General features: G+C 38.5%; 22 protein-coding genes. 4 read left to right on the top strand and 18 right to left on the bottom strand.

Features of this window, described 5'->3' with window-relative positions; translation table 11 throughout:
- Window positions 1-26 precede the first annotated feature (26 nt).
- From ACFQZ9_RS06985 to ACFQZ9_RS06960, 6 genes are all read right to left on the bottom strand, one after another.
- On the bottom strand, window positions 27-1,748 hold the full coding sequence (locus ACFQZ9_RS06985) for an N-tau-methylurocanate hydratase (protein WP_498942885.1): 1,722 nt from the start codon (window positions 1,746-1,748) through the stop codon (window positions 27-29).
- Window positions 1,749-2,133: 385 nt separating this feature from the next.
- Window positions 2,134-2,835, bottom strand: a complete 702-nt coding sequence (locus ACFQZ9_RS06980) for an ABC transporter ATP-binding protein (protein WP_498942883.1) — start codon at window positions 2,833-2,835, stop codon at window positions 2,134-2,136.
- Window positions 2,822-3,610, bottom strand: coding sequence for an ABC transporter ATP-binding protein (locus tag ACFQZ9_RS06975; protein WP_498942881.1), 789 nt, complete (start codon window positions 3,608-3,610; stop codon window positions 2,822-2,824). The genes ACFQZ9_RS06980 and ACFQZ9_RS06975 overlap by 14 nt, the downstream gene beginning before the upstream one ends.
- Window positions 3,600-4,547, bottom strand: coding sequence for a branched-chain amino acid ABC transporter permease (locus tag ACFQZ9_RS06970; protein ID WP_498942879.1), 948 nt, complete (start codon window positions 4,545-4,547; stop codon window positions 3,600-3,602). Before ACFQZ9_RS06970 ends, ACFQZ9_RS06975 begins: the two co-directional genes overlap by 11 nt.
- Window positions 4,548-4,556: 9 nt before the next feature.
- Complete coding sequence (locus ACFQZ9_RS06965) at window positions 4,557-5,438, bottom strand: branched-chain amino acid ABC transporter permease (protein ID WP_498942877.1); 882 nt, start codon at window positions 5,436-5,438, stop codon at window positions 4,557-4,559.
- Between the two features lie 86 nt (window positions 5,439-5,524).
- Window positions 5,525-6,676, bottom strand: coding sequence for an ABC transporter substrate-binding protein (locus tag ACFQZ9_RS06960; protein WP_498942875.1), 1,152 nt, complete (start codon window positions 6,674-6,676; stop codon window positions 5,525-5,527).
- 341 nt (window positions 6,677-7,017) lie between these two features.
- On the opposite strand from ACFQZ9_RS06960, the gene ACFQZ9_RS06955 reads away from it, so the two are divergent.
- On the top strand, window positions 7,018-8,733 hold the full coding sequence (locus tag ACFQZ9_RS06955; RefSeq protein ID WP_498942873.1) for a sigma-54 interaction domain-containing protein: 1,716 nt from the start codon (window positions 7,018-7,020) through the stop codon (window positions 8,731-8,733).
- Between the two features lie 66 nt (window positions 8,734-8,799).
- Here ACFQZ9_RS06955 and ACFQZ9_RS06950 read toward each other — a convergent pair whose 3' ends face one another.
- From ACFQZ9_RS06950 to gntK, 5 genes are all read right to left on the bottom strand, one after another.
- Complete coding sequence (locus ACFQZ9_RS06950; protein WP_498942872.1) at window positions 8,800-9,684, bottom strand: SCO family protein; 885 nt, start codon at window positions 9,682-9,684, stop codon at window positions 8,800-8,802.
- A gap of 253 nt (window positions 9,685-9,937) precedes the next feature.
- Window positions 9,938-10,561 carry a cyclodeaminase/cyclohydrolase family protein gene (locus tag ACFQZ9_RS06945; protein WP_498942870.1) on the bottom strand — a complete coding sequence of 208 codons (624 nt, stop codon included), beginning with the start codon at window positions 10,559-10,561 and terminating at the stop codon, window positions 9,938-9,940.
- Between the two features lie 74 nt (window positions 10,562-10,635).
- Window positions 10,636-11,490, bottom strand: coding sequence for a bifunctional 5,10-methylenetetrahydrofolate dehydrogenase/5,10-methenyltetrahydrofolate cyclohydrolase (locus ACFQZ9_RS06940; protein ID WP_498942868.1), 855 nt, complete (start codon window positions 11,488-11,490; stop codon window positions 10,636-10,638).
- Window positions 11,491-11,504: 14 nt separating this feature from the next.
- The gene (locus ACFQZ9_RS06935) at window positions 11,505-13,175 is read right to left on the bottom strand and encodes a formate--tetrahydrofolate ligase (protein ID WP_498942866.1); all 1,671 of its coding nucleotides are present in this window, start codon (window positions 13,173-13,175) and stop codon (window positions 11,505-11,507) included.
- A gap of 365 nt (window positions 13,176-13,540) precedes the next feature.
- Window positions 13,541-15,079, bottom strand: a complete 1,539-nt coding sequence (gene gntK / locus ACFQZ9_RS06930; protein ID WP_198311264.1) for a gluconokinase — start codon at window positions 15,077-15,079, stop codon at window positions 13,541-13,543.
- A 207-nt stretch (window positions 15,080-15,286) separates the two neighbouring features.
- On the opposite strand from gntK, the gene ACFQZ9_RS06925 reads away from it, so the two are divergent.
- Window positions 15,287-16,093, top strand: coding sequence for a MurR/RpiR family transcriptional regulator (locus ACFQZ9_RS06925; protein WP_498942863.1), 807 nt, complete (start codon window positions 15,287-15,289; stop codon window positions 16,091-16,093).
- Window positions 16,094-16,150: 57 nt separating this feature from the next.
- Here the strand turns inward: ACFQZ9_RS06925 and ACFQZ9_RS06920 are convergent, their stop codons facing one another.
- Window positions 16,151-17,470, bottom strand: a complete 1,320-nt coding sequence (locus ACFQZ9_RS06920) for a GntT/GntP/DsdX family permease (RefSeq protein WP_498942861.1) — start codon at window positions 17,468-17,470, stop codon at window positions 16,151-16,153.
- Between the two features lie 231 nt (window positions 17,471-17,701).
- Window positions 17,702-18,289 carry a HutD/Ves family protein gene (locus ACFQZ9_RS06915; RefSeq protein WP_498942859.1) on the bottom strand — a complete coding sequence of 196 codons (588 nt, stop codon included), beginning with the start codon at window positions 18,287-18,289 and terminating at the stop codon, window positions 17,702-17,704.
- 128 nt (window positions 18,290-18,417) lie between these two features.
- On the opposite strand from ACFQZ9_RS06915, the gene ACFQZ9_RS06910 reads away from it, so the two are divergent.
- Window positions 18,418-19,479 (top strand): potassium channel family protein, encoded by a 1,062-nt coding sequence (locus ACFQZ9_RS06910; protein ID WP_498942857.1) that lies wholly within the window; start codon window positions 18,418-18,420, stop codon window positions 19,477-19,479.
- Window positions 19,480-19,511: 32 nt separating this feature from the next.
- Here the strand turns inward: ACFQZ9_RS06910 and ACFQZ9_RS06905 are convergent, their stop codons facing one another.
- The 4 genes from ACFQZ9_RS06905 to ACFQZ9_RS06890 all read right to left on the bottom strand — a co-directional run bounded on the left by ACFQZ9_RS06905 (window position 19,512) and on the right by ACFQZ9_RS06890 (window position 22,735).
- The gene (locus tag ACFQZ9_RS06905; protein ID WP_498942855.1) at window positions 19,512-19,799 is read right to left on the bottom strand and encodes a hypothetical protein; all 288 of its coding nucleotides are present in this window, start codon (window positions 19,797-19,799) and stop codon (window positions 19,512-19,514) included.
- A gap of 24 nt (window positions 19,800-19,823) precedes the next feature.
- Window positions 19,824-21,239, bottom strand: a complete 1,416-nt coding sequence (locus tag ACFQZ9_RS06900) for a radical SAM protein (RefSeq protein ID WP_498942853.1) — start codon at window positions 21,237-21,239, stop codon at window positions 19,824-19,826.
- A complete protein-coding gene (locus ACFQZ9_RS06895; RefSeq protein WP_498942852.1) occupies window positions 21,232-21,975 on the bottom strand; it encodes a prolipoprotein diacylglyceryl transferase in 744 nt (247 codons plus the stop codon). The genes ACFQZ9_RS06900 and ACFQZ9_RS06895 overlap by 8 nt, the downstream gene beginning before the upstream one ends.
- Window positions 21,976-22,081: 106 nt before the next feature.
- Window positions 22,082-22,735, bottom strand: a complete 654-nt coding sequence (locus tag ACFQZ9_RS06890; RefSeq protein ID WP_498942850.1) for a protein kinase family protein — start codon at window positions 22,733-22,735, stop codon at window positions 22,082-22,084.
- A gap of 115 nt (window positions 22,736-22,850) precedes the next feature.
- Between ACFQZ9_RS06890 and ACFQZ9_RS06885 the strand changes: the two genes are divergently transcribed.
- A complete protein-coding gene (locus ACFQZ9_RS06885) occupies window positions 22,851-23,408 on the top strand; it encodes a GNAT family N-acetyltransferase (RefSeq protein ID WP_498942849.1) in 558 nt (185 codons plus the stop codon).
- A 37-nt stretch (window positions 23,409-23,445) separates the two neighbouring features.
- Here the strand turns inward: ACFQZ9_RS06885 and ACFQZ9_RS06880 are convergent, their stop codons facing one another.
- Window positions 23,446-23,637 carry a hypothetical protein gene (locus tag ACFQZ9_RS06880; RefSeq protein WP_498942847.1) on the bottom strand — a complete coding sequence of 64 codons (192 nt, stop codon included), beginning with the start codon at window positions 23,635-23,637 and terminating at the stop codon, window positions 23,446-23,448.
- Window positions 23,638-23,694: the final 57 nt, after the last annotated feature.

The raw sequence follows: 23,694 nt of genomic DNA, 5'->3' as shown, positions 1-23,694 counted from the left end.
TCTACTATCTAGTTTTATTTCATTTATTAAGCCTTTACATCTTCTTTTTCTAAATCTTTCGGACCAAATGTTGCTTTAGGTGACCACCATAATGGTACTTTAATGCTTTCATCGGTAAGTTTTCCTTTACCGTTGGCAACATCGCGGGCAGTTTCATAGCCTGCCTGTGCGTGGCGGATAACTCCGATTCCAGAGTCAACGGTCATTGCAACTTCAAGTCTCATATCTGACTCTGCAGTTCCGTCAGCGATCATTGTTACACCTGTATGAACGGCTTCGCCCATAGAGTAATTCGCTTGAAGGGCAATCAAATCACACATACCAACCGCATTCAATAGACCATTCAGTACTGGCCAGTCAGAGATTAAATCGCCGCCGTCTTTCATGTTTTCAGATTCAAATGTTGGGTTCACGATTGAACCAGAGTCTAAGTTGTCGCGTGAGAAAGCTACTGGTCCGGCAAGTTCGCCTTTTCTAATCATGTCATTTACTTTTAACGCGAATTTCTTACGCTGGCCAAAGCCCATGTAGCAAATACGTGCTGGAAGTGCTTCGATTGGAATATGTTTCATCGCCAGTTTGATCCAGCGAGTTACAAGCAAGTCATCACTAAACTCTTCAAGGATCATTTCATCGATTTTGCGTAAGTCTTCTGCTTCACCAGATAGACATACCCAACGGAATGGTCCACGGCCTTCACAGAAGAGCGGGCGGATATATTCTGCAACGAAGCCTGGTAAACGCTTCGCTTCTTTCGCATCCATCCCTGCATCGATACACTCTTTACGAATACTTGTGCCGTACTCAAAGGATTTAACACCTAGTTCTAGAAACTTAATTAATGCTTTTAACTCACGAACCATAGTTGCGCGGGCCTTTTCTAAATAAAGCTCACGGTTTGTATCGCGTAGTTCTTCTGCTTCAGCAACTGTGTATCCAGATGGCAGATAAGAAATTGGGTCATGTGCCGGTGTCATGGATGTGGAAATATCCGGTAACCATCCTGATTGAAGTACTTGCTCAAAAATATCTGCAGCATTACCAACAACCGCAATACCCAATGGCTTTCCAGCAGCCGCATATTCTTTTGCTAACACTATGGCTTCATCCAGTGAATCTACTAAAACATCAATGAATTGTTTTTCAATCCGGCGGTTAATAATTTCAACGTTAGAATCGCAAAGGATGGCCACACCGCCATGCATCGTCATCGCTCTGGTTTGGTTACCACCCATACCGCCTGCACCGGCAGTTAAAAGAATTTTACCCACAAGTGAGTCATTATAGTGTAAACGTGCAATAGCAGAAAGGGTTTCGAATGTGCCTTGGATAACGCCTTGTGTTCCGATATACTCCCATGGTGCAGCTGTATAGTTTGCATACATGGTTAGGTTTTTATCTTGCAGATCATAGAATGTCGGCCAGTCAGCCTTCATGATATTAGTTGTTGCCATAACTACAGTTGGAGCATATTTATGGGTTTTGAAGATAGCAACCGGCATACCTGATTGAACAACCAATGTTTCATCATCTTCAAGTTCTTTTAACGATTTTACAATCGCATGGTAGGATTCCCAGTTACGAGCTGCTTTACCGATACCGCCGTAAATCACTAGTTCTTCCGGCTTCTCAGCATTTTCCATATTATTTTCGAGCATTCTTAGGATTGATTCCTGTCTCCAACCCTTACAACGGAGCTCAGGTCCTCTTTGCGCTTTAACGGAATATAAGATTTCTGGTTTCGACATAAATAATTCCTCCTAGATTAAATGTTGTTCTTGCTTTTATATATTGCAAGTACCGTGCCAACTCATTTAAATTCGTCCAAATTGTCTTAAGTTTTGTTGGAAAGGCGCGCTATTAAGCTATAAATATAGCTAATTTGTTCTAAACACTCGTTAGGGAAAATAAATTCATTTAAAATTAACCGCAGATGTTTTTTGCATGTTTTTCACGAGGATGATTTGAAAAGTAGTTAAACCTTGTAAACGGTTCCGTCTGAAACCCTGCAGATAAATCTTGCATGCAGATTTATCCTTAGTTAATGGAGGTTTTTTAAGTGTTTTTCGGTTTCTCCCTCCATTAACTTTAAAAAAATCAGCCAAGGTTTTTATGAAAACCCTGGCTGATTGATTATCCCAGATAAGCTTTTTTAACCACATCTTTTTCCTGGAGATTTTTTGCAGTATCCTGAAAGTGGATTTCCCCATTCTCCAATATATACCCACGATCAGCTACCGATAGAGCCATCGTTGCATTCTGCTCAATTAAGAGAATGGTTAATCCTTCGTGCTTAATTTTATTAATCGTTGAAAAAATACTTTTAACAACAATCGGGGCCAACCCCATAGAAGGTTCATCTAGAATGAGCAGTTTCGGCTTAGCCATTAGGGCCCGGCCGATTGCCAGCATTTGCTGTTCCCCACCGCTTAATGTACCGGCCATTTGCTGGTACCGCTCAGCTAATCGCGGAAACAATTCATAGATCTTTTCTATTTCTTGGTGCAATTCTTTTTTCGATACCTTTCTGGCATAAGCTCCCATAATTAGATTATTCACCACCGATAATTTTGGAAAAATTCGCCGTCCTTCCGGAACCATAATAATGCCTTCTTTAACAACCTTATGGGGAGCTCTCCCATTGATTTCTTTTCCTTCATATTGAATTGATCCCTTTGAGGGAATGACACCGGAAATTGCATTTACTGTCGTAGTTTTCCCTGCTCCATTTGCACCGATTAGGGCCACAGCCTCCCCTTTTTTTACTTCTAGAGAGAGATTTCTTACAGCATGGATACTTCCATAGGACACATTAAGATTATTAATTTGCAGCATATTCGCTCTCCCTTTCTGAATCTTCCTTACCAATATAAGCCTCAATGACCGCTGGATTCGAAATAATCAATTCCGGTTCATCATCAGCAATCTTTTCACCATGATCAAAAACAGCAATTCGGTCACAAAGACCCATTATCCAGCCGACATTATGTTCAATCAAGATAACCGTTGTACCATTTTCTCTTATCCTTACAATCAGCTCACCAATTTCGTCCGTTTCCTCATCGTTCATTCCCGCTGTCGGTTCATCGAGAAGAAGAAGTTTTGGCTTTGAAACTAACGCACGGGCAATTTCCACGCGGCGCTGATTTCCATAGGAAAGACTGCCTGCAAGCTCCTCCTCAAAACCCTTAAGCCCGACAATCTCTAATATTTTCCGGCTTTCTTCTCTGACCATTTCTGCTTCTTTTTTTGAAGAACGTAAACCCAAAATGGCAGACCATAAGCCCGTATGCGTCTTGCCAAACATTCCGACCATAACATTTTCTATCACGGTTTCATCCTTTAACAGACGGATATTCTGAAAAGTACGGGATATCCCTAATTGCGCGATTCGAAAAGGTTTTAATCCATGGACAGACTGATTCTCAAAAAGAATCTTTCCATCATTTGGTTTATAGATTCCTGTTAACATATTGAAAAATGTTGTTTTTCCCGCACCATTCGGACCAATTAAACCAAAAATTTCTCCTTGATTCACTTGAAGACTGACCTCGCTTACAGCTATTAATCCACCGAAACGTTTGGTGATTCCTTCTATTTTAAGCAACATGCTCACCGCCTTTTGCCGTCTTCTTTTTGCGAATTGATTTGCCCATTACTTTTTTAGCACCCTTTTTGCCAAAAATACCATTTGGCTGATAACGCATCATAACCACCATCAGTAATCCGTAAAGCATCATCTTGTACATATCAAGATACTTCAAATCGATAAAAGTAAATTGGAATAAGCGGAATAACTCAGGCAATAAATAGAGAACAGTTACTCCAAATAGCGTGCCGCGAATACTTCCCAGCCCGCCGATTACCACCATGCTCAAGATTGTGGCTGAAATCGAAAAACCAAATGAGTCAGAGCTAATATACGTAACTTTATGTGCAAACAATGCACCTGCCGCTCCGGCATATGCTCCGCCGATCGCAAACACCAATACCTTGTAATAGGTGGTATTAATTCCCATTGATTGGGCAACAATGTCATCTTCACGAATAACCATCCAGGCACGGCCGATTCGGGACTGAGTCATTTTTCTAATTGCGTATATTCCAATCAGCATGACGATCAAGATAAACACCAAATAACTTACATTCTCAAGCTTCACACCAAACAAAGCGGGAGAAGGAATCATGTCAATTCCATAAGCTCCTCCGGTAATGCTAGCATTTTTAAAAAAGGACTGGATAATCAAACCCATTCCCAATGTTGTGATAGCAAGAAAATCCTCACGGACCCTGAGAGATGGTAATCCTAAAATTGCGCTTATAATAAAAGTGATTACAATGGCCAAGAGAATTGCCAGCCACGGATTTAAATCAGCTTTCGTAGACAAAATCGCTGAGGAATAGGCACCAATTCCGAAAAAGGCAGCGTGTCCAAGCGATACTTGACCTGCGAAACCGGTAATCAAATTTAATCCTAAACCAAGTACAATATAGATAATTAAGAAGACTATAATGTCAACATAATAGGGATTAATTAATACATCCATCACCATCACCTACACTTTCTCGACTTTTTTCCCAAACAATCCGGAAGGTTTAATTAATAGAATGAAAATTAGAATGACAAAGGCAATCGCATCTTTATCAATGACCATTCCAGACAAATATCCATCGCTCATCGTTTCTACCAGTCCAAGAATTAAGCCGCCGATAATCGTGCCTCCGATGGAACCTAATCCCCCAAGGACCACAACACAAAATGCTTTTAGACCTGGAATGGAGCCCATGCTTGGAAATAAAGAATTGTAATTTAATGCGACCAATACTCCAGCAGCTGCTGCAAGAGCAGACCCAAGCATGAATGTTACTGAAACAACACGATTGCAATTTACCCCCATTAAGGAGGCTGCGCGCATATCCTGAGCAACCGCTTGAATCGCCAGGCCCATTTTTGTAAATTTTAGAAAAGCAAATAAAAGTCCTAGTCCAATGACACCTGCTAGGATAATATAAAATTTATAATTCGTTAATGATACTGATTGACTGAGATGATAGATGGTATTGGTTGTTCCTGTTTCCGGAAACGGCTGTGTATCGGAAGAAAAAATAACTTGGAGTAAATTCTCTAGAAAAATTGCTACTCCTACACCGCTGATTAATGTTGTAATTGGGTTTCCACCCCGAAGTGGGCGATAGGCAAAGCGTTCTATTGCCATCCCAAGAATAGCGGAAACGGCCATGGCAAAAATCAAAGCGACCAAAAACGGTAAATGAAGATACATAATTCCAATCATGGCCGCAAATGCGCCTACCATGTAAATAACACCATGTGCAAAATGTAATAATTTCAGGACTCCATACACCATCGTTAAGCCAACAGAGACAAGGATGTAGACAAAACCTATTGCAAACCCGTTTACAAGCTGTTGTGCTAACATTTTTACCTCATTCCTTTCGATTTTTCTTCTAAAAAAGCAAAGAGGAGACCTAAGGCCCCCTCCTCCCTCTCAAGTCCAAATGAACCTTAGTAATTCAAAGATTTGACGTATTGGAATTTTCCATCTTTCACTGTCATAAAGATGACCGGTTTTACTACTTCATGTTGGGCATCAAAGGAAATTTTTCCGGATGTTCCTTCAAAATCTTTTGTTTCATTAATTGCTTTAGCCAATTTTTCCCGGTCTGTTCCTGCCTTTTTCATAGCTTCTAAAATAACTTCCGTTGCGTCAAAGCTTTGGGATGAAAGCATGTCTGGCTCACTATCTTTATATTTGTCATGCCATGCCTTAACAAAGTCTTTGACCGCCTCTCTTGTATCCGTTGCAAAGAACGAGGTCGTAAAGGTTGCACCTTGTGTATTTTCCTTACCCAATTCTAGGAATTTAGGAGAATCAAAACCATCTACACCTAAAAACTGTGCATCGATACCTAATTCCTTCGATTGTGTAACGATTCCTGCTGCCTCATTGTAGTATCCTACAACATATAATGCATCCGGTTTCGACTCTTTAACAGCAGTTAAGACAGAGCTAAAATCTTTATCCCCCATTTTAAATGGTTTCTCAATTACGATATTGGCCCCAAGTTTTTTGGCTTCTGCTTTGAAGGCATTATAGATGGAAATTCCATAATCAATATCCACATACATAACGGCAATGTTTTTCTTTTTCAGATCATTAACAGCATAATCAGCCATTGCTTTTCCTTGTACATCTGCCGTGTAAATGACACGATTTACATAATCGCCGCCTTTTGTGATATCCGGATGAACGGCATAGGCCACAACCATCGGAACCTTAGAAGATTGAACTTTCGGTGTAACCGTTTTCATCGGACCACTGTAGCCACCGCCGACAATTCCTGAAACCTTATCACTATTAATTAACTTCTGTACGGCTTTCAACGCTTCTTCCGGTTTCCCTTGATCATCTTCTGCAACTAGCACTACTTTTTTCCCATTCACTCCGCCATCTTTGTTAAATTGCTCAATGGCAAGCTGTGCAGCATTTCGGCTAAGCGTCCCATCTGTTGAGGTCGGACCTGTTAAAGGACCTACCCAACCAATTTTGATTGAATCTTTACTTGACGTGGAACTGGAGGATTGGCTGCTTGCACAACCTGTTACGAACAAGGAGATTCCTAACAAACCGGAAAGAATTAAACTGCGTTTTTTCACTGCACATCACTCACTTTCTGCTTTTATAAAATAAGGTCTATTAAAATTTCTCATTCTATTTATTGCAAGAAATATGCCATAGTCACATCATCCACTTTACTTTTTCAGAAAAGTGTGAAATTATAGGGGTTGAAAAATTTTTTGATGACCTTTACTCTTCAAAAAATTTTTTAAAAAACGCAGATATTTTTTGCAATATCCTGATAACAACTATAGTAATTAAGTTTCCATCTTTGAAAAATCAAACTTTCAATTCTGCAGATGTTTTTTGCATGCAGACTATTTTAACTTTTCCTACTAAATGATATATTCTGAAATAGATGTTTAAAGGGGGCTTTGTAATGAATCCAGCATCAATCGGTTCATTGATTAGAAGTTTTGTAGATGGGGTTATTGTTTTAGACAATCACAGCGATATTTTATTTTATGATGTGAACGATGACCTTCAAATGAATCTCACGCTCGGGATGAATATCTTTCTTTTTCTGCCATGTAACCAGGAACCTTTAGTAGAGAATCAAATCTATCAAGTGACCATAAACGAAAAGAAGTTGGCAATAGAGGTAAAAAAATTCTCAATAGACGTGGATTATTTGATTTTATGTATAAAAGATACTACAAATCTATCGACCAACCAGGAAGCTAGGTTATACTGCCTTGAAAAAATTATAGAATCTTTGAACGAAGGCGTAATGATGAGTGATACGGATGGGAAAATTGTACTCTATAACAATGCGCAGGAAAAGTTAGAAGGTTTGGACAGCAGAGAAATTCTTGGAAAACATCTTTGGGAGGCCTATAATTATAACCCGCAATATTCAGAGCATAAACATACCTTCAAAACCGGTAAACCAATATTCTCTAGATATCGAGCACACTCCACGGTAAATGGAGTACCTAAATATGTAAATTATAGTACGTACCCAATCCAAAAAGACGGGGAAACGGTTGCTGTATTTTCGATTAGTACAAATGAATCCCATCTTAAAAATCAGCTCCATCAAACGATAGAAATGAGAAGACAAATTGTCAACTCAGATTCCAATGATCGGCCCTATAAAAATGGAACGACTTTTTCCTTTGATGATATTAAAGGCAAGAGCATCGCGCTAAAAAACCTCATCCAAGAAGCGGAAAATATTGCCGTCCATAATACCGATGTGTTAATTGTCGGGGAAACGGGAACTGGTAAAGAACTATTTGCACAGAGTATGCATAATCACAGTCCAAGAGCGGAAAGCCCTTTTGTTGCAATAAACTGTGCTGCTATTCCAGAAACCCTGTTGGAAAGTACGTTATTTGGAACCGTCAAAGGTGCCTTTACCGGGGCAACGAACCAAATCGGACTTTTTGAATATGCCAAAAATGGTACGCTTTTTCTCGATGAAATTAACTCAATGCCAATTGCCTTACAATCTAAATTAATTCGTGTTCTTCAAGAGCGATTAGTCCGCAGGGTTGGGTCGAATGAGGTGACTCCGGTAGAATGTACCGTAATAAGTGCCTCCAACGAAGACCCAGAAAAGTTAATCGACGACGGCAGAATGCGTCTAGATTTATTTTACAGGCTTGCACATACAAGTCTCTATATTACTCCATTACGGGAGCGAACAGAAGATATCCACTTTTTCATACAGTTTTTCATTGAAAAATATAAGAGGAAATTCAACAAAGATGTGCCAAACCTTTCCAATATATTGCTTTCGATGTTGCTTCAATATCATTGGCCTGGTAATACGAGAGAATTAGAGCATTTAATCGAAAATTTAATGATACGTGCCAATGAAAATGATGAGGAAATCGGTACCGACCACCTTCCAGCTTATATGAAGAAAAAAATATTAACAGCACCTTCGATCAAAGTAGAAAAGCAAAAAGAGTTAAAAAAGAATCCGTTTAAATCGATTTTTTCGAACTCGCAGGAGCATTATATCCAAAAAACACTGGACGAAGTGGATTGGAATATCTCTAAAGCAGCCAAAACACTTGGAATCACGAGACAAAGTTTACAGTATCATATTAAAAAACATGGGCTCGTAAAGCCGAACGGTAAATAAAAAAAGTGCCATGCTAATGTGAAAACTTCACATGGTGCCTGGCACTTTTTTAGTAAGATCTTTTGTTTATTTATCTCCAGCTACAACTTGAAATAATTCTTCCCTATCTATAATACTCCCGGTAAATTCGTGCGTTAATTCCACATTGGGGTTAAAAATAAACGTTTTATTGTCATGCATGATAACATTACCCTGTTTTTCAAAATGCTCACCGAGGGTATTGGCTACTTTTTTGATTTCGCTCATTTTTCCAGTTAGCATTTTAAGATAGGTCATGTCAAAATTCATTTCTTTTGCATGTTCCTTCATCACTTGTGGAGTGTCATTTTCTGGGTCAACAGAGACGGAAGCGAGCAGAATTTTGTCTGTATCTATCCCCCTAGTTTTAAGGTCTTCTTGTAAATTGTGAAAATTCGCCAATAAAACTGGGCAGGCATTAGGATCTGCACATTTGACATACGTAAAGGTCAGTACCACGGTCCTCCCTAAAAAGTCCTTTTTTGTGATTTGGTTTCCGTTTTGGTCTTTTAGATTAAAATCTGGCAAGGAGACCTGTTTTGTTACCCTATGGGCATTTTCCTTTGTAGCAGCCTCGACTGAAAATTCCTTATCTTCCTCAACAGATTTTCCGTTTCTCTCTACTTTTATGGTGGCGACCCAATCCCCATTCATGGCTAATTTACTTAGGCCAATATACTTTCCATCCTCGGTTTCTTCAACCGTTACAGGGATTGTTCCATGGTCCATGTTTTTCATATTTAATTCTGCCGTAACATGAGCCCTCTTTACCGGATTTCCCTTTTGATCTGTAATTTTAATTTGCATCGGATAGATCTTTCCCTCCGTAAAGGTATTAGGCGTTGAAAGCTTAACTTGAAAGTCTTTTGTTCCCCCGCAACCTGCGATGATAATTGCCATCAGACTTATCATACAGAACACTAATTTTTTCATAAGACCAGACCTTTCAAAAACTATTTTCCCTTTTTATTCTACATTGATTTTTAACCTCAAGATGTTATTAATCATGACAAAATTACGAACTTGGACATGGAGTTGTGCTTTGTGGATGAACTAATGGAAAATATTTTTGCAAAAGTGGAAAGTATTTTTTTGATAATACTAGAAAATAAATTCATCAGACTAGAAAATATCCTTTATAGCTTTAAAAATAAAAAGAAGACTGGAATATTCCAGTCCCTCACTTTCAAACCAACATCTTTTCAACATCCTGAAAGACTTGATCCGCTTTAGCTAATCCAACTCTCTCAATTTCAAAAAGTTCATTTTCAATCTTATTTTTCAGTTCCTGATCCTTCATAATTTTCGTATTAATCAATACATTGAGCTTTGCCCCTTGAAGCGCTGCCTTACAAAATGCAACCCCCACTCCAACATCACTAATAGCAATCCTGGTTCCCTTTTTCGCATATTCTTCATGTAAGCGGATTGCTGCTAAACAGTTTTTTGCAATCTCAAGCGGTATCCTTGATGCTTCAATGAGAGCCTCCTGCAAAACGGACTCCTTATATTTCTTTTCCTCTTCTGTTGTTGAAGGCAGGCCATAGGCCTGTGACAACGGGTAAAACACTTCGGCATCCTTCTGTACTAAAGCTTTCAGTTGACCGATTATCACTTCTGATTTATTCAAAAGTTCGATGATATCCTCTTCAACATCCTTATATTTCTTTTTCCCAATGGTAAGGTTTCCAACCATACTGCCCAGTGCCATTCCAAGTGCTCCTATATATGCTGAAGCACCCCCTCCGCCCGGTACAGGTGATTTCGATGACAGCTCTTCTATAAAATCATTGCAGCTTTTTTCTAACAAAGGAATTCCTCCTAATATGTAAAAATCTCCAAAAGAAGGCAGAATAAAGGGATCTGCCTCTACGTTTAAATTAATTAAATACCAGTTAATCTTTCACATGCCTTCACCACATGATCCAACAAAATTGTCGTTGTGATAATTCCGACTCCACCTGTTGCCGGCGTAATCGCTTTGACTTTTTCCAAAACGGAATCAAAATCGACATCCCCGCAAATTTTCCCGGTGCCATCATCATTAACTCCTACATCGACTACAATCGAATTTTCACTAAAATAATCTCCGGTCATAAACTTAGCTTTCCCAATGGCCGCAACGACAATATCTGCCTTAGATGTGAGAGACGGCATCTCTTTTGTCCTCGAATGACAAATTGTAACTGTAGCATTTTCATCTAAGAAAAGCATGGCAAGCGGCTTACCGACAACAAGACTTCTCCCTGCTACAACAACATTTGCTCCATTTAGAGGAATATCATAATATTTCAATATTTCCATCACTGCTTTTGAAGTACATGGCGCAAACCCATTGGAATTGCCTTCAAAGACCTTTTCAAGGTTTACTGGGGACATGCCATCAATATCTTTAACAGGGTCAATTAAATTACGAATGATATTCAAATCAAGGTGATCCGGAAGAGGTCTGAAAATCATGATTCCATGAATAGAAGGATTGTTATTAGCCTCCACGAAAACCTTCTTAAGTTGATCCATTGATATCGAAGAAGGAAGTTGTCTAACTGTTCCCTTAATTCCTAGAAGTTCACAATTCTTTAAAATGCTTCTTTCATAGAAGATATCATCCTCACGTTCTCCAAGTCGAATCAATAAAAGCGTGGGAAAAATATGGTTCTCTCTTAATTCACCAACACGTGATTTAATATTTTCCCTCAAAAACTGAGCGACTGGCTTTCCATCAAGTCTTGTACCCATAAAAACTCCTCCAATTAAGAAAGACCAATAATCTCTCCATCTTCTGTAATATCCATTCCATTCGCCGCCGGTACTTTTGGGAGACCTGGCATTGTCATAATATCGCCGGTCAGTGCTACAATAAATCCGGCACCTGCAGAAACCTTCACTTCCCTGACTGTTAGAGTAAATCCAGTTGGTGCCCCTAGTAACGCCGGGTTATCAGAGAATGAGTACTGGGTTTTTGCCATACAAATTGGCATTTTATCTAGACCAAGAGCTGCGATTTCAGCAATCTGTTTTTTAGCAGCAGAAGTGAATTCCACTCTTTCGGCACGGTAGATTTCCGTTGCAACCGTAGTGATTTTTTCCTCGATTGTTCCATCAACATCATAAAGCGGTGCATATTGTGATTCCTTTGTTTCACAAATTTCTACTACCTTATGGGCTAACTCGATACCACCTTCGCCACCCTGTGTAAAGACTTCAGCGAGCACCACTTCTACACCTTTTGCAATACATTTTTCGCGTAACAGCTCAATCTCTGCATCTGTATCTGTTGGGAATTTATTGATCGCAACAATTGCAGGAACACCAAATTTCTCAACATTTTCAAGATGTCTTTCAAGGTTTGCAATTCCAGCTTCAAGTCCAGGAAGGTTTTCAAAGCCAAGTTCATTTTTAGGAACACCGCCATTCATCTTAAGCGCCCGAATGGTCGCAACAATCACGGTAGCATCCGGTTTTAGATCGGCAAATCTACACTTAATATCAAAAAATTTCTCCGCACCAAGATCTGCACCAAATCCGGCTTCGGTTACAACATAATCCGCTAATTTTAAAGCAACGGTTGTCGCCATAACCGAGTTACAGCCATGGGCTATATTTGCAAAAGGTCCTCCATGAATGAATGCAGGAGTATTTTCAAGAGTTTGTACAAGGTTTGGCATGATGGCATCTTTCAATAATAACGCCATTGCTCCAGTTGCTTGTAACTCTCCCGCAGTAACAGCTTTTCCATCTCTGGCATAAGCAACGACCATTCTTGAAAGTCGTTCTTTCAGGTCTGATAAACTAGTTGATAAACATAGTATAGCCATTATTTCTGAGGCTACCGTAATATCAAAGCCGCTTTGTCTAACAAAACCGTCTGCTTTGCCGCCAAGACCGATAATGATATTTCTGAGAGCCCGGTCATTCATGTCGAGAACCCTTTTCCAAACTATTCTCTTTGGATCGATGTTAAGTGCGTTTCCTTGATGGATATGGTTATCTAGCAGTGCTGCCAGTAAATTATGTGCAGAAGTAATCGCATGGAAATCTCCGGTAAAGTGCAGATTAATGTCATCCATTGGCACGACTTGAGCATAGCCCCCGCCTGCTGCACCACCTTTTATGCCGAAGCATGGTCCGAGAGATGGTTCCCTTAATGCGGTGATTGTTTTCTTCCCGATCTTATTTAATGCCATTGAAAGCCCAACATTTATCGTTGTTTTTCCCTCTCCAGCTGGGGTTGGATTAATGGCTGTAACAAGAATAAGCTTGCCATTTGGTTTATCCTCTAGTCTCTTTAAGACTTCTAATGAAACCTTCGCTTTATATCTTCCGTAAGGTTCTAGCTCGTGTTCATGAATTCCAAGGTAGTCTGCAATCTCATGAATCTTCTTCATTTGTGCTTCCTGAGCAATCTGAACATCTGTCTTCAAAACAATCTCTCCCTTGAAGTTAGTAACATGAATGAAACTGAAACTCTTTGAATCCGGTTACATTCAAATTTTAACACTGGTGGATACTTAATACATTGTAAATTAACCCACAAAAAATGAACACTTTTTGAAATTATTAAAAACACTAATTTGGTGCTTGCCTCTATGAAAAAGCCATTCCCTTTTGGTAGCGATTTGTTTTCACAAAAAAACCTTTTCCGAAAAAGGAAAAGGTTTTAGCTAAAATTATTCTTACGACGATGGGATTCCTTACACAACCATTTATACCTCTCATGACATTTATATTATTTGTCTTTCATCACATCACTTCGATGAAGGGCAGTCTTCAGCCAAAAAAGAGCCTTTTACACCCATTTCTTCTGGAATGCAGCAATATTTTCATACTCTTCCTGCAAAATCCGTGATAGACGGATATAAATTGGCGTTAAATCTTCATAGATCGATACATTCTCGCTATTTGGTGTATGATGGTAGGTCGCACCAACCATTTCCGAAACTGCATTTAATGAATCAATTTCACCCATACTGTAAAGCCCCAAAATTGCTGCCCCTAAACAAGAGCTTTCAAAACTCTCCGGAATCGATACATCCTGGTTAAAGATATCAGCCATCATCTGCCGCCATAGCTCTGATCTGGCGAAACCACCGGTAGCCTGAATTTTTTTCGGCTCTCCCATTAATTCTGACAACGCTAAAAGAACGGTATAAAGGTTAAAAATGACTCCTTCAAGCACAGCGCGGATTAAATGTTCTTTTTTATGATGCATACCAAGGCCAAAAAATGATCCTCTGGCGTTTGAATTCCACAATGGTGCTCTTTCCCCCGCTAAATAGGGATGAAATAATAATCCATCAGCACCTGGCGTTACCCGGTCGGCAATTTCTGTCAACACCTCATAGGGGTCTTTTCCTAAACGTTTCGCTGTTGCAACCTCTGCATCACCCAGCTGATCGCGAGCCCAGCGGAAAATCATTCCGCCATTATTGACGGGGCCGCCAATGACCCAATGATTTTCTGTTAAGGCATAGCAAAAAATTCTTCCCTTAGGGTCAGTCATCGGCCGGTCCGTTACAGCCCGAATAGCCCCGCTTGTCCCAATCGTCACCGCGACGACACCTGGGTCAATGGCATCGACTCCAAGATTCGATAACGGTCCGTCCCCTGCGCCAACAACGAATGGCGTCGCCCTAAGCAGGTTCAATTCTTTGGCGTATCCCGCGTCCATCCCGTTTAATTGGTAGGTAGTCGGGACAGGCTCTGAAAGTTTATCCGCTGTTACCCCTGCAACATTAAGCGCTTCCGCATCCCAGGTTAAAGTATAGATGTTAAACAAGCCTGTACCTGATGCAATCGAGTAATCGACAACATATTTTCCAAACAGCTTATAAAAAATATATTCTTTAATTGAAATAAATTTTGAACTCTTGGAAAAAAGCTCAGTATAGTCATTACGCAGCCAAACTAACTTCGCAAGTGGGGTCATTGGATGAAGCGGCGTTCCCGTACGAAGATAAATTTCGTGCCCATTCATTTCCGTTTTAATTTTTTCGACCCAGTCAGAGCTTCGATTATCAGCCCATGTTATACATTCTGTTAACGGCTTTCCTTCATGGTCAACTGCAATTAAACTATGCATGGCAGAACTAAAAGAAACACAAAGAATATTCGCAGGGTCAACATGACTTTTCTGCATGATAGTTTTGACCGTATTGATAACGGCCTGAAATATTTCCTCCGGATCCTGAACCGCCGTTTCAGGTGTTGGAGAAAATAAGGGATATTCGATTCCATGATTTGCGATAACTGTTCCATCTACGGCATAAAGAACAGATTTTGCACTTGTTGTTCCGATATCTACTCCGATTACATATTTTGAATTCATTCTATTTACCTCCTAGAAAATCTCTGTTGCAAAAAAAAATATATTTTTCACTAATCCATATTTATTTTACATCTTATGAAATTTTTTTTCATACAATTTAATTATACGAAAAAAATTTCACCTAGCAAACGGTTTCATGAAAAAATTTTTTTCATGCATCAATTATGCTATACTCGAAATAGGACCATATTGAAAGGAAAGTTTCATATGACACTGAATTGCTTGGGCTCCATCCGATCCAACTATGCTAAATTTAGCGAAAAAGAAAAAAAAATTGCTGATTATATATTAGAAAAGCCGGAAACCATTATTCACCGTACGATCAATGAAGTTGCGGATGATTTGAATATAGCGGATGCCACTGTGTTTCGATTTTCCAAACGGATTGGATTCAAGGGTTTTCAAGCAATGAAAATTGCTCTTGCCTCAGAAATTATGACTCCGATTCGGACAATTCATGAAGAAGTGACAATGAAGGATAACGAAAAAACACTGACGGAAAAAATTTTCAAATCCAATATAAGAACGTTACAAAATACATTGCAAATCGTTGATCATAATAAGATTAAAACGGCAATCGATTTCATCCTCCAAGCTAAACGGGTTGAAGTTTTTGGTACAGACGGTTCTGCCATTATTGCAATGGATGCCTTCTCCAAGCTCGCTCGGGCTGGTATTAGAGCTTCCTCCCATATGGAAACCCATTATCAGCTATTGTCAGCTTCCCATTTAACCGAAGAAGACACAGCCATAATCATTTCTCATTCTGGGTCTAACAAAGAGACTATGAATATTTTAAAAACCATTCATGAAACGGGTGCCAAAACAATTGGAATAACAGGATTTCCTAAGTCCCCAATTAGTTTAAACGTAGATCTAGCACTTTATACCAATACCGAGGAAATCGAGTACCTATCAATGGGGTTTGAATCACAAATTGCTCAAATAAGTATGATTGATGCCTTATGTTTAAATATTGCCAACCTAAATAAGACAAAGCAAGAGACGAAATAAATTTTCATCTACATAAAAACCTCCTTCACCTGAATTCGATGAAGGAGGTTTTTTTCATTAAATAAACATATTTACAATTAAAGCTACACCAAAAGCTACGAATGACAAAATCGTTTCTAATACTGTCCAAGTTTTAAAGGTTTCCTTAACAGACAAGCCTAGATATTCTTTCACCATCCAGAAGCCTGCATCATTAACATGTGAAAACATTAGTGAACCTGCACCAGTTACGATTACGAGAAGCTCCATATTGACACCTGACATATGTTGAACGATAGGTGCCACAATTCCTGCTGCCGTTGTTAAAGCAACAGTGGCTGACCCCGTTGCAATACGAATTAGTCCTGCGATCATAAATGCTAACACAAGTGGTGATAGATGGATATTCTGTGACATATCACCGATTGTAGCACCTACGCCGCTATCAATAAGGATTTGTTTAAAGCCGCCCCCAGCACCAATAATTGCAATGATAGAACCAACTGGAAGGAAGCATTCCTCCGTAAATTTCTTAATCCCGTTTTTATCAATGCCTTGACGAATTCCAAGGAAGTAGAAAGCTGCAAAACAAGCGATTAAGAGTGCAATAAGCGGACTACCGATAAAAATGAAGAATTTCGTGATTCCACCTGGAAGCCCTATATATGGAGCAACAGCTGAGAAAATCATTAAGATAACAGGAAGTAATATAATAAAGAATGATAATCCAGTGCTAGGTAATTTCTGTGAAGCCATATTGATTTTAATTAATTCAGGTTCGTTTTCTGGAATGACCCGTTTGTGAACCCATTTAGCAAATAAAGGACCTGCAATGACTACAGATGGGATTGCAATAAGCAGGGAATATAGCAGTACCTTTCCCATGTTCGCATTATAAATCGAAATAGCGGCAATTGCCCCTGGATGCGGTGGCACTAAACCATGCACGATTGATAATCCTGCGATGGCTGGAAGGGCAATCAATAAAATATTTTGTTTTGATGTTTTATGGATTGATATAACCAATGGAAGTACAATTAAGATTCCAACTTCAAAGAATACAGGGATACCGATAATAAAACCGGCTAACATCATAGCCCATGGAAGTTTTTTTACGCCAAATTTATTAACGAAGAAATTCGCAACTTGAACTCCTGCTCCTGATTCAGCCATCATTTTACCTAAAATTGTACCTAATGCTAAAATACCGACTAAATGACCTAAAGCGCCGCCAACTCCTGTTTCAATCCCGCTAACAATTTTATCCATCGATAAACCTGAAAAAATGGCTAGAAATAGAGTTGCGACTGTTAAACTAATAAATGCATGCCATTTAAACACTGAAACTCCGATTATAACAATAATAATAGCTAATAAGGTAAGCAATAAGCTTGTCATACGATGAATTCACCTTCCCTTTTTTTGTAAGCCCTTTCGAACTTCTTTAAAAATTTTTCTCTTTTTTTGTAGAAAAAACTTTATATCATTATTTGGCCAATAATTGATGAAAGCACTTTCAAGGCATACTCTGATTATATGAAAGAAATTTTCTTTTATCAATAGTTTTCGAGAAAAAAATTTTTTCATATTTTTTCAAAAAAAATCTACCCTTTAAAGGTAGATTCTCTTTTAATAAATACTAGCTCTTATAATAGAAGCATTAATGTCCTTATCCCTCTGTAAGGTGATATTCATTATTTCTGAGTTGATAATCATTGTGTCACCCTTTTCTAACAGGAAAGCTTCATCTTCACTTGGGTCAACATGAACCGCTCCATCGACACAATAGAAAATCTCAGTTTGTCCATTTAATACCAACCTTACATCAGGATTTTCTTTTCCAAGATGGATCGCAGCAAGATCCCCTTTAAACTCATTTGCTAACATTAAATTAAAGTCTGTTACCTTCCCTTTGCTCTTTGTTGTCCACCCTCCATCAAAACGGTCCAGTTCAAACGGCCTTAAAAACGTTGAACGTTGTCCTTCATGCTCAAGATACATTTCACCATCAAGGATCATGATGACTCTATTGATTCCTGGTAAGTGCGTAAAGAGGGATTCTTCAACTTCTACTTCAGCCGTACTAATCCGCCAGTTAAAATTACGCAAAGAATAATCTGCATCTTCAGGGGAAATAGCCAATTGGGTTGTTTTTCCACCCGACCAAAGGCTTGTTTTCTGTTGATTTTTTTTGATTATTTTAATTGAATGCATCATACAATCACTCCAATAAATGTTGTTATATAGTAAATGAAAAACAACTGTATTTTCTATGTTTAATTTACCGTTTATTTCGGGAAACATAAAGTAAATTATTGTTTCGCTATGAAGATTGGAATGATCTTATGGGCATGAAATTAATCAAATTCTTCTATTACCTAACCATGGTAAGGGGTAGAATTTTTCTGCCCTTTATTCTTTTTTACATCTTAATCACTTCATTTATTGCTTATTCTCTTGAACCCAAAACCTTTGAGTCCTATCTTACTAGTGTTTACTGGGTGCTTACTACATTGGCAACAGTTGGTTTCGGAGACTATGCGCCTGCAACCAATGCTGGTAAAACCTTTACCATTTTTCTATATATTACCGGTGTTGGCCTTTTAAGTTTATTTTTTGGGAAAATCTTTGCCTCATTTAGGTTATTTGAAAAGCATAAAGCTGGAGGGAAAATGAAATATACAGGTAAAAACCATTTTATTTTAATTGGATGGAGTGAAAAAACGAAATTAGCCATTCAAGAAATTTTTAAAACTGATAAAAAAGTTGATATAGTCGTAATTGATCATGTAGAAACAGCACCAATAATGGAAGAACGCTTGTTTTATGTTCGCGGGGATGCTACAAATGAGGAAACCCTTAAGCAAGCAAACTTGTCAAAGGCAAAAGGGGTTATTATTTTTGCTGATCGATCATCACAAGAAACCTTTCCTAAAAAAGACCCCCTGTTAGTCGATGGGAAGACGTTATTAATTGCAACTGCCATCACAACAATGGAAGAAAAATTAAATAAATCAATCCATGTAACGGCAGAAGTCATAAATCAAAACCATTTACCGTTATTCAAGCAAGTCAATGTAGATGAATTTATCCCGACGGAAGAAATGATTTCACATGCTGCAGTTAGATCACTCTTTTCTCACGGCGTAACACATATGTATTCAGAATTATTGAGCACTGAAGCAGGGGAATCTGTCTTCGAAATTTCTAAACAAGCTCATTGGAAAACCTACCGAGACGCTTTTTTGGATCTTCTTAACAAAGGAGCCACTCTTATTGCAGATGGCGGTGATCTTCACATCAATCAAAAATTAGACGAGCCAATACCCGCAGATGCACAATTGTTCATCATTTGTAACAAACAAAGCTTTACCAACATATGCAAGAAAATGCCAGATACCTTCTAAAAGGTCTCTGGCACTAAATTGAATCATTTTTGTCATCCAAGATTGAAAATGATAATACCAAAACATGCAGCAAACAACAAGATATTAAGTCCAATACCAATCAATAATCCCTGACCTAATTGTTTTTTTCCTTTCGAAAAGCTGACAACGGTCAAAATAATAAGGGCAATCGGGGCGGCAAAGATATAAAAAATGGTAATCGTTGGAACGACAAACATGATCAGAAGACCTAATAAATAAATCCCAACTGAAATTCCAATCCCTTTCCAAAGGTCTTTTAAAGATCCATTTCCGCCTTTCCCATCCTTATTTTGGTCCAAACCACTCAACTCCTTTAAAATTAACTATTTAACGGTTGTTTTCCCCTCAAGCTCTTCCCTGATTTTCAGTAACTCAAGTTCCTTGTCGTCCCGGTAAAATAAATTATAGGTATCAAACGGAATAATTCTTCCATCTGGATGAGCAATGTGTACACAAGATTTTTTAACAGAACGGACATCAAAATTGTAGGCATCCAAAAATTGCATGATAATGACGCGAAAAACATTATCATAGCCGATTTCCCCCGGCATCGCCACCTTTGGCAGGCAGCATAATAAATCCTTTAACGATAAGGCCGAGGAATCGGGTGAATGATTTAACGAGAATAATTTGAAAATCATATTTTTGATTGATTCGTCTTGTTCAAAAACAATCGTATTGCGTTCCCCTTCTAACAGAATCTTTGGATCCACTAAACCAGTTAAAGGAGTAACCTCCCCATTTAGTTTGAGAGCATAACCCATTGCAAGGCAATCAGGATGACATGGGACGGGGATGATATCCTTTGAGCCAAATACATTGGACTGGTCGATGATCATTTGGCGGACTTCACTTAATGTTAAACGGTTGACTGCTGGATCGTAATCTTCTAATCTTCCTGCCGCCTGAATCGGCTGGAAAGTCACACCACGAACACATTTTTGCTGCAGGCCGTATTGTATGATTTTTCCTACTTCATGATCATTTAGCCCTTTTTTCAAAGTAACTACTAGTGTCGTAGAAATATTGTATTCATTTAAGTTTTCGATTGCCTTTTGTCTGATATCTCTTAAATCTACACCTCTTAATTCTTCAAGTACATCTTCTTCAAAACTATCAAATTGGAGATAAATCTCAAATCCTGGTGAATAGGTGGCGAGCTTCTTCACAAATTTTTTATCATTAGCAATCCGGAGGCCATTTGTATTGACCATTATATGCCGGATTGGCCTTGATTTTGCGAGATCAAGAATTTCAAAAAACTGTGGATGGATCGTTGGTTCCCCGCCGCTTATTTGCACAATATCCGGCTCCCGTTCGTTTTTAATAATTTGATCTAACATAAACTCAATTTTTTCTAAACTACGAAAGGTCCCTTTTTGCGGGGAGGATTCTGCATAGCAAATCGGGCATTTTAAATTGCAACGCTCGGTAATTTCAAGTAGCGTTAAGCAGCTGTGCTGTTCATGGTCGGGACACAGACCGCAGTCATAGGGGCATCCATATTTAATTGGTGTGTTCCAACGATATGGCATTTCCGAAGGCTTAATAAACTCGCGGCACCATTTGTAATACTCAACATCTGTTGAAATTAAGACCTTTTCCCTGCCGTGTTGCATACAATTCTTCAAGAGGTACACCTTTTCATTTTCAATAATGATCTTTGCTTCGACTTTTCGTAAACAGGTTGAACAAATACTATTGGTCAATTCATAAAACAAATACGGACGATTAGGCATAAAGTGCTCTCCTCTTTTCGGTTTGTTTTTTGTTTATCAGCCATATGTAATACACAATTCCTAGCAAACAAGCAATTTGGATATTATTAAAAACCCAATAAGGATGCGGTGTTGGTTTGATAAAATCAATTAAAAGGCGAAACGTTAAATAATTAAGCATGAACAGTTGAAACAAAAGCCCCTCCCAGCCGAATTTTTTTCTTTTCATTTGAAATAGACATAATACAAGAATTCCTATGAAAAAAATTTCATACAGCTGTGTTGGATGCCTTTTTACACCATCGCCAAAGTCCACTCCTGTAAACCATGTTGTTGCAACCCCGTAGGTATGATCATCTAACCCGGTAAAAAAACAGCCAATCCGTCCAATCATCATGCCCACTGCTAGAGGAAGAACAAAATCATCTCCTGTGGAACGTGTCCATCCGATAAATTTTTTCGCAATTTCGACCCCAATTAATCCGCCTAATAAACCGCCAACAATGGTTTTCCCTTCCATTAAGTAAAGGATGCTATTCCAATGTTCCAGCGTTTTTTTTGGATCCTCAAACCAATAAAGCAGTTTGGAACCCAAGGCTGCACCTAAGGTGGCACCGACAACGACCCACAATGCTTTATCTATTGGAATCCTTTCCTTATTTCTTGTATATAAATAGACGCGAAAACCGATAAAATAAGCAAGTGATTCGAATAATAAATGGGGGTGTATTCCAAAGATATAGAAAGGAAAATGCATTTCATCCTTCCTCCCTTCTTTCTTCTATATTATCAGAATATTAGAAAGAAATTCTTCCTCTTTTACTATTTTTTACTTTAATCATACAAAAAGCGAAGAGTGATCATCATTGATCCCTTCGCTTTTTAAATTTCCGATAGACCCGATAACCTTTTCTAACCCCATCAACGATAAAAAAAGGAATCCTTGGATGAAGTTTAAATAAAAAAGGTTGATAAATTTTATAATAGCCTTTTTTCAGATCATCCCATTTACTACAATATCCCTCTTTATAGAAATCCGATACATCTACGATATAGCCTCTGCCCTCATACATCACGACATTTTTCCCGTGAACATCATAGGGATTTAAACCAACTGATCTGGCATAGTCTAAGCCACGATCAATATCTTTTATTACCCTTTCCGGTATCGGAATCCCCTTTATGATTGCATTAAACAGCGTAATTCCCTCAAGCTTTTTCAGTACTAAATAATTCTCTCCATAAGCTATTAAATTCGAAAAGGTTTCATGATTACCTAATCGCTTATAAACCTCAATTTCTTTGTTTAATTCCTCAGGACTTCTTCCATAAACCTTAACTACACGCCCTGGATTAGAACCATGTGAAAAAACACCCGCATAATTCCCATTTCCAATTGTTTTCCATGACTTTGAATGATTTCGAACAAAAATGGGGTCAAATGGATTGGGCGAGATTAATTGTATATAAGGCAATAATTCCTTTTCTATTAGTTTGATATAATGATCCGTACTCATTTTCCCCACTCCCTTCCTTTTTCCCTTCCTTTTTTATATGCAACGTAATACACTGAGTATACAGTAAAAATGATTGTTAAACCGATATGAATTGAAAAAGAAGAGAGGGATAAGCATGACATTTCCCATTTTAGGAACAAAAAGACTTAGGCTAATTGAAATTGGCCATCAGCATGTGAACAGTCTATATGAAATTTTATCATTAGACGAAGTAATGAAATACTATGGGACTGACCGTTTTACTTTCCCTGCTGAAGCTTCAAGATTAATAGATATGTTTCAAAGAAATTTTATTGAAAAACGAGGGATTCGCTGGGGTATTGTCCTAAAAGGAAATCAAAAGTTTATTGGTACTATAGGACTGAATGGTTTACAGCTAAAAAATAAAAGGGCCGAGATAGGATACGAAATACATCCTCATTATTGGCGGAACGGATATACAACGGAGGCAATTAATGAGGTTTTACGCTTTAGTTTTGAAAAATTAGATTTATATCGCATTGGGGCGGTTGTATATCCTGAAAATGTGGCATCGGTTAACCTTCTTAAAAAGATTGGTTTCAAAAAGGAAGGATTACTTCGCGGCTACATCAAACAAAATAATCAATCCCATGATACGTACGTTCTATCATTATTAAAGCCTGAATGGGAAAAAGAAAGGCACTTGTGCTAGAGAATAAAAAAAAGCCAGAGGCAATCACTGGCTTTTTCTATTCCTCAAAAAATTCCCTAAATTCATTTGTGTTTTCTCCATGATAATAAGGATTTTCTTCTTTTACATTTTTTGAATCAAGATTGGTCTTAATCACTAGCATGGGCTGGGATGGTCTTTCCGCAATGATCCGGTCATTTAATTGGTCAAAATCAGGCAGCTTTTTATTTCCAGGCTGTTCTGGATTCATACACAACGCACCTCCTAGAGATAGGGTGCTTATTTTCCCTCCAAATCATTCAATTCT

It is taken from the genome of Neobacillus sp. GCM10027624 (assembly GCF_042675345.1).
Classification (GTDB): domain Bacteria; phylum Bacillota; class Bacilli; order Bacillales; family Cytobacillaceae; genus Neobacillus; species Neobacillus cucumis_D.
This window is presented reverse-complemented; position numbering and strand designations above follow the sequence as displayed.

What these genes read in the sequence shown, in the direction of transcription:
- ACFQZ9_RS06920 (WP_498942861.1), bottom strand. Translation starts at nt 17,470, where the DNA reads ATGACAAGCTTATTGCTTACCTTATTAGCTATTATTATTGTTATAATC.
- ACFQZ9_RS06915 (WP_498942859.1), bottom strand. Translation starts at nt 18,289, where the DNA reads ATGATGCATTCAATTAAAATAATCAAAAAAAATCAACAGAAAACAAGC.
- ACFQZ9_RS06940 (WP_498942868.1), bottom strand. Translation starts at nt 11,490, where the DNA reads ATGGGTACAAGACTTGATGGAAAGCCAGTCGCTCAGTTTTTGAGGGAA.
- ACFQZ9_RS06900 (WP_498942853.1), bottom strand. Translation starts at nt 21,239, where the DNA reads ATGCCTAATCGTCCGTATTTGTTTTATGAATTGACCAATAGTATTTGT.
- ACFQZ9_RS06970 (WP_498942879.1), bottom strand. Translation starts at nt 4,547, where the DNA reads ATGGATGTATTAATTAATCCCTATTATGTTGACATTATAGTCTTCTTA.
- ACFQZ9_RS06895 (WP_498942852.1), bottom strand. Translation starts at nt 21,975, where the DNA reads ATGCATTTTCCTTTCTATATCTTTGGAATACACCCCCATTTATTATTC.
- ACFQZ9_RS06890 (WP_498942850.1), bottom strand. Translation starts at nt 22,735, where the DNA reads ATGAGTACGGATCATTATATCAAACTAATAGAAAAGGAATTATTGCCT.
- ACFQZ9_RS06955 (WP_498942873.1), top strand. Translation starts at nt 7,018, where the DNA reads ATGAATCCAGCATCAATCGGTTCATTGATTAGAAGTTTTGTAGATGGG.
- ACFQZ9_RS06880 (WP_498942847.1), bottom strand. Translation starts at nt 23,637, where the DNA reads ATGAATCCAGAACAGCCTGGAAATAAAAAGCTGCCTGATTTTGACCAA.
- ACFQZ9_RS06985 (WP_498942885.1), bottom strand. Translation starts at nt 1,748, where the DNA reads ATGTCGAAACCAGAAATCTTATATTCCGTTAAAGCGCAAAGAGGACCT.
- ACFQZ9_RS06980 (WP_498942883.1), bottom strand. Translation starts at nt 2,835, where the DNA reads ATGCTGCAAATTAATAATCTTAATGTGTCCTATGGAAGTATCCATGCT.
- ACFQZ9_RS06965 (WP_498942877.1), bottom strand. Translation starts at nt 5,438, where the DNA reads ATGTTAGCACAACAGCTTGTAAACGGGTTTGCAATAGGTTTTGTCTAC.
- ACFQZ9_RS06910 (WP_498942857.1), top strand. Translation starts at nt 18,418, where the DNA reads ATGGGCATGAAATTAATCAAATTCTTCTATTACCTAACCATGGTAAGG.
- ACFQZ9_RS06925 (WP_498942863.1), top strand. Translation starts at nt 15,287, where the DNA reads ATGACACTGAATTGCTTGGGCTCCATCCGATCCAACTATGCTAAATTT.
- ACFQZ9_RS06950 (WP_498942872.1), bottom strand. Translation starts at nt 9,684, where the DNA reads ATGAAAAAATTAGTGTTCTGTATGATAAGTCTGATGGCAATTATCATC.
- ACFQZ9_RS06885 (WP_498942849.1), top strand. Translation starts at nt 22,851, where the DNA reads ATGACATTTCCCATTTTAGGAACAAAAAGACTTAGGCTAATTGAAATT.
- gntK (WP_198311264.1), bottom strand. Translation starts at nt 15,079, where the DNA reads ATGAATTCAAAATATGTAATCGGAGTAGATATCGGAACAACAAGTGCA.
- ACFQZ9_RS06975 (WP_498942881.1), bottom strand. Translation starts at nt 3,610, where the DNA reads ATGTTGCTTAAAATAGAAGGAATCACCAAACGTTTCGGTGGATTAATA.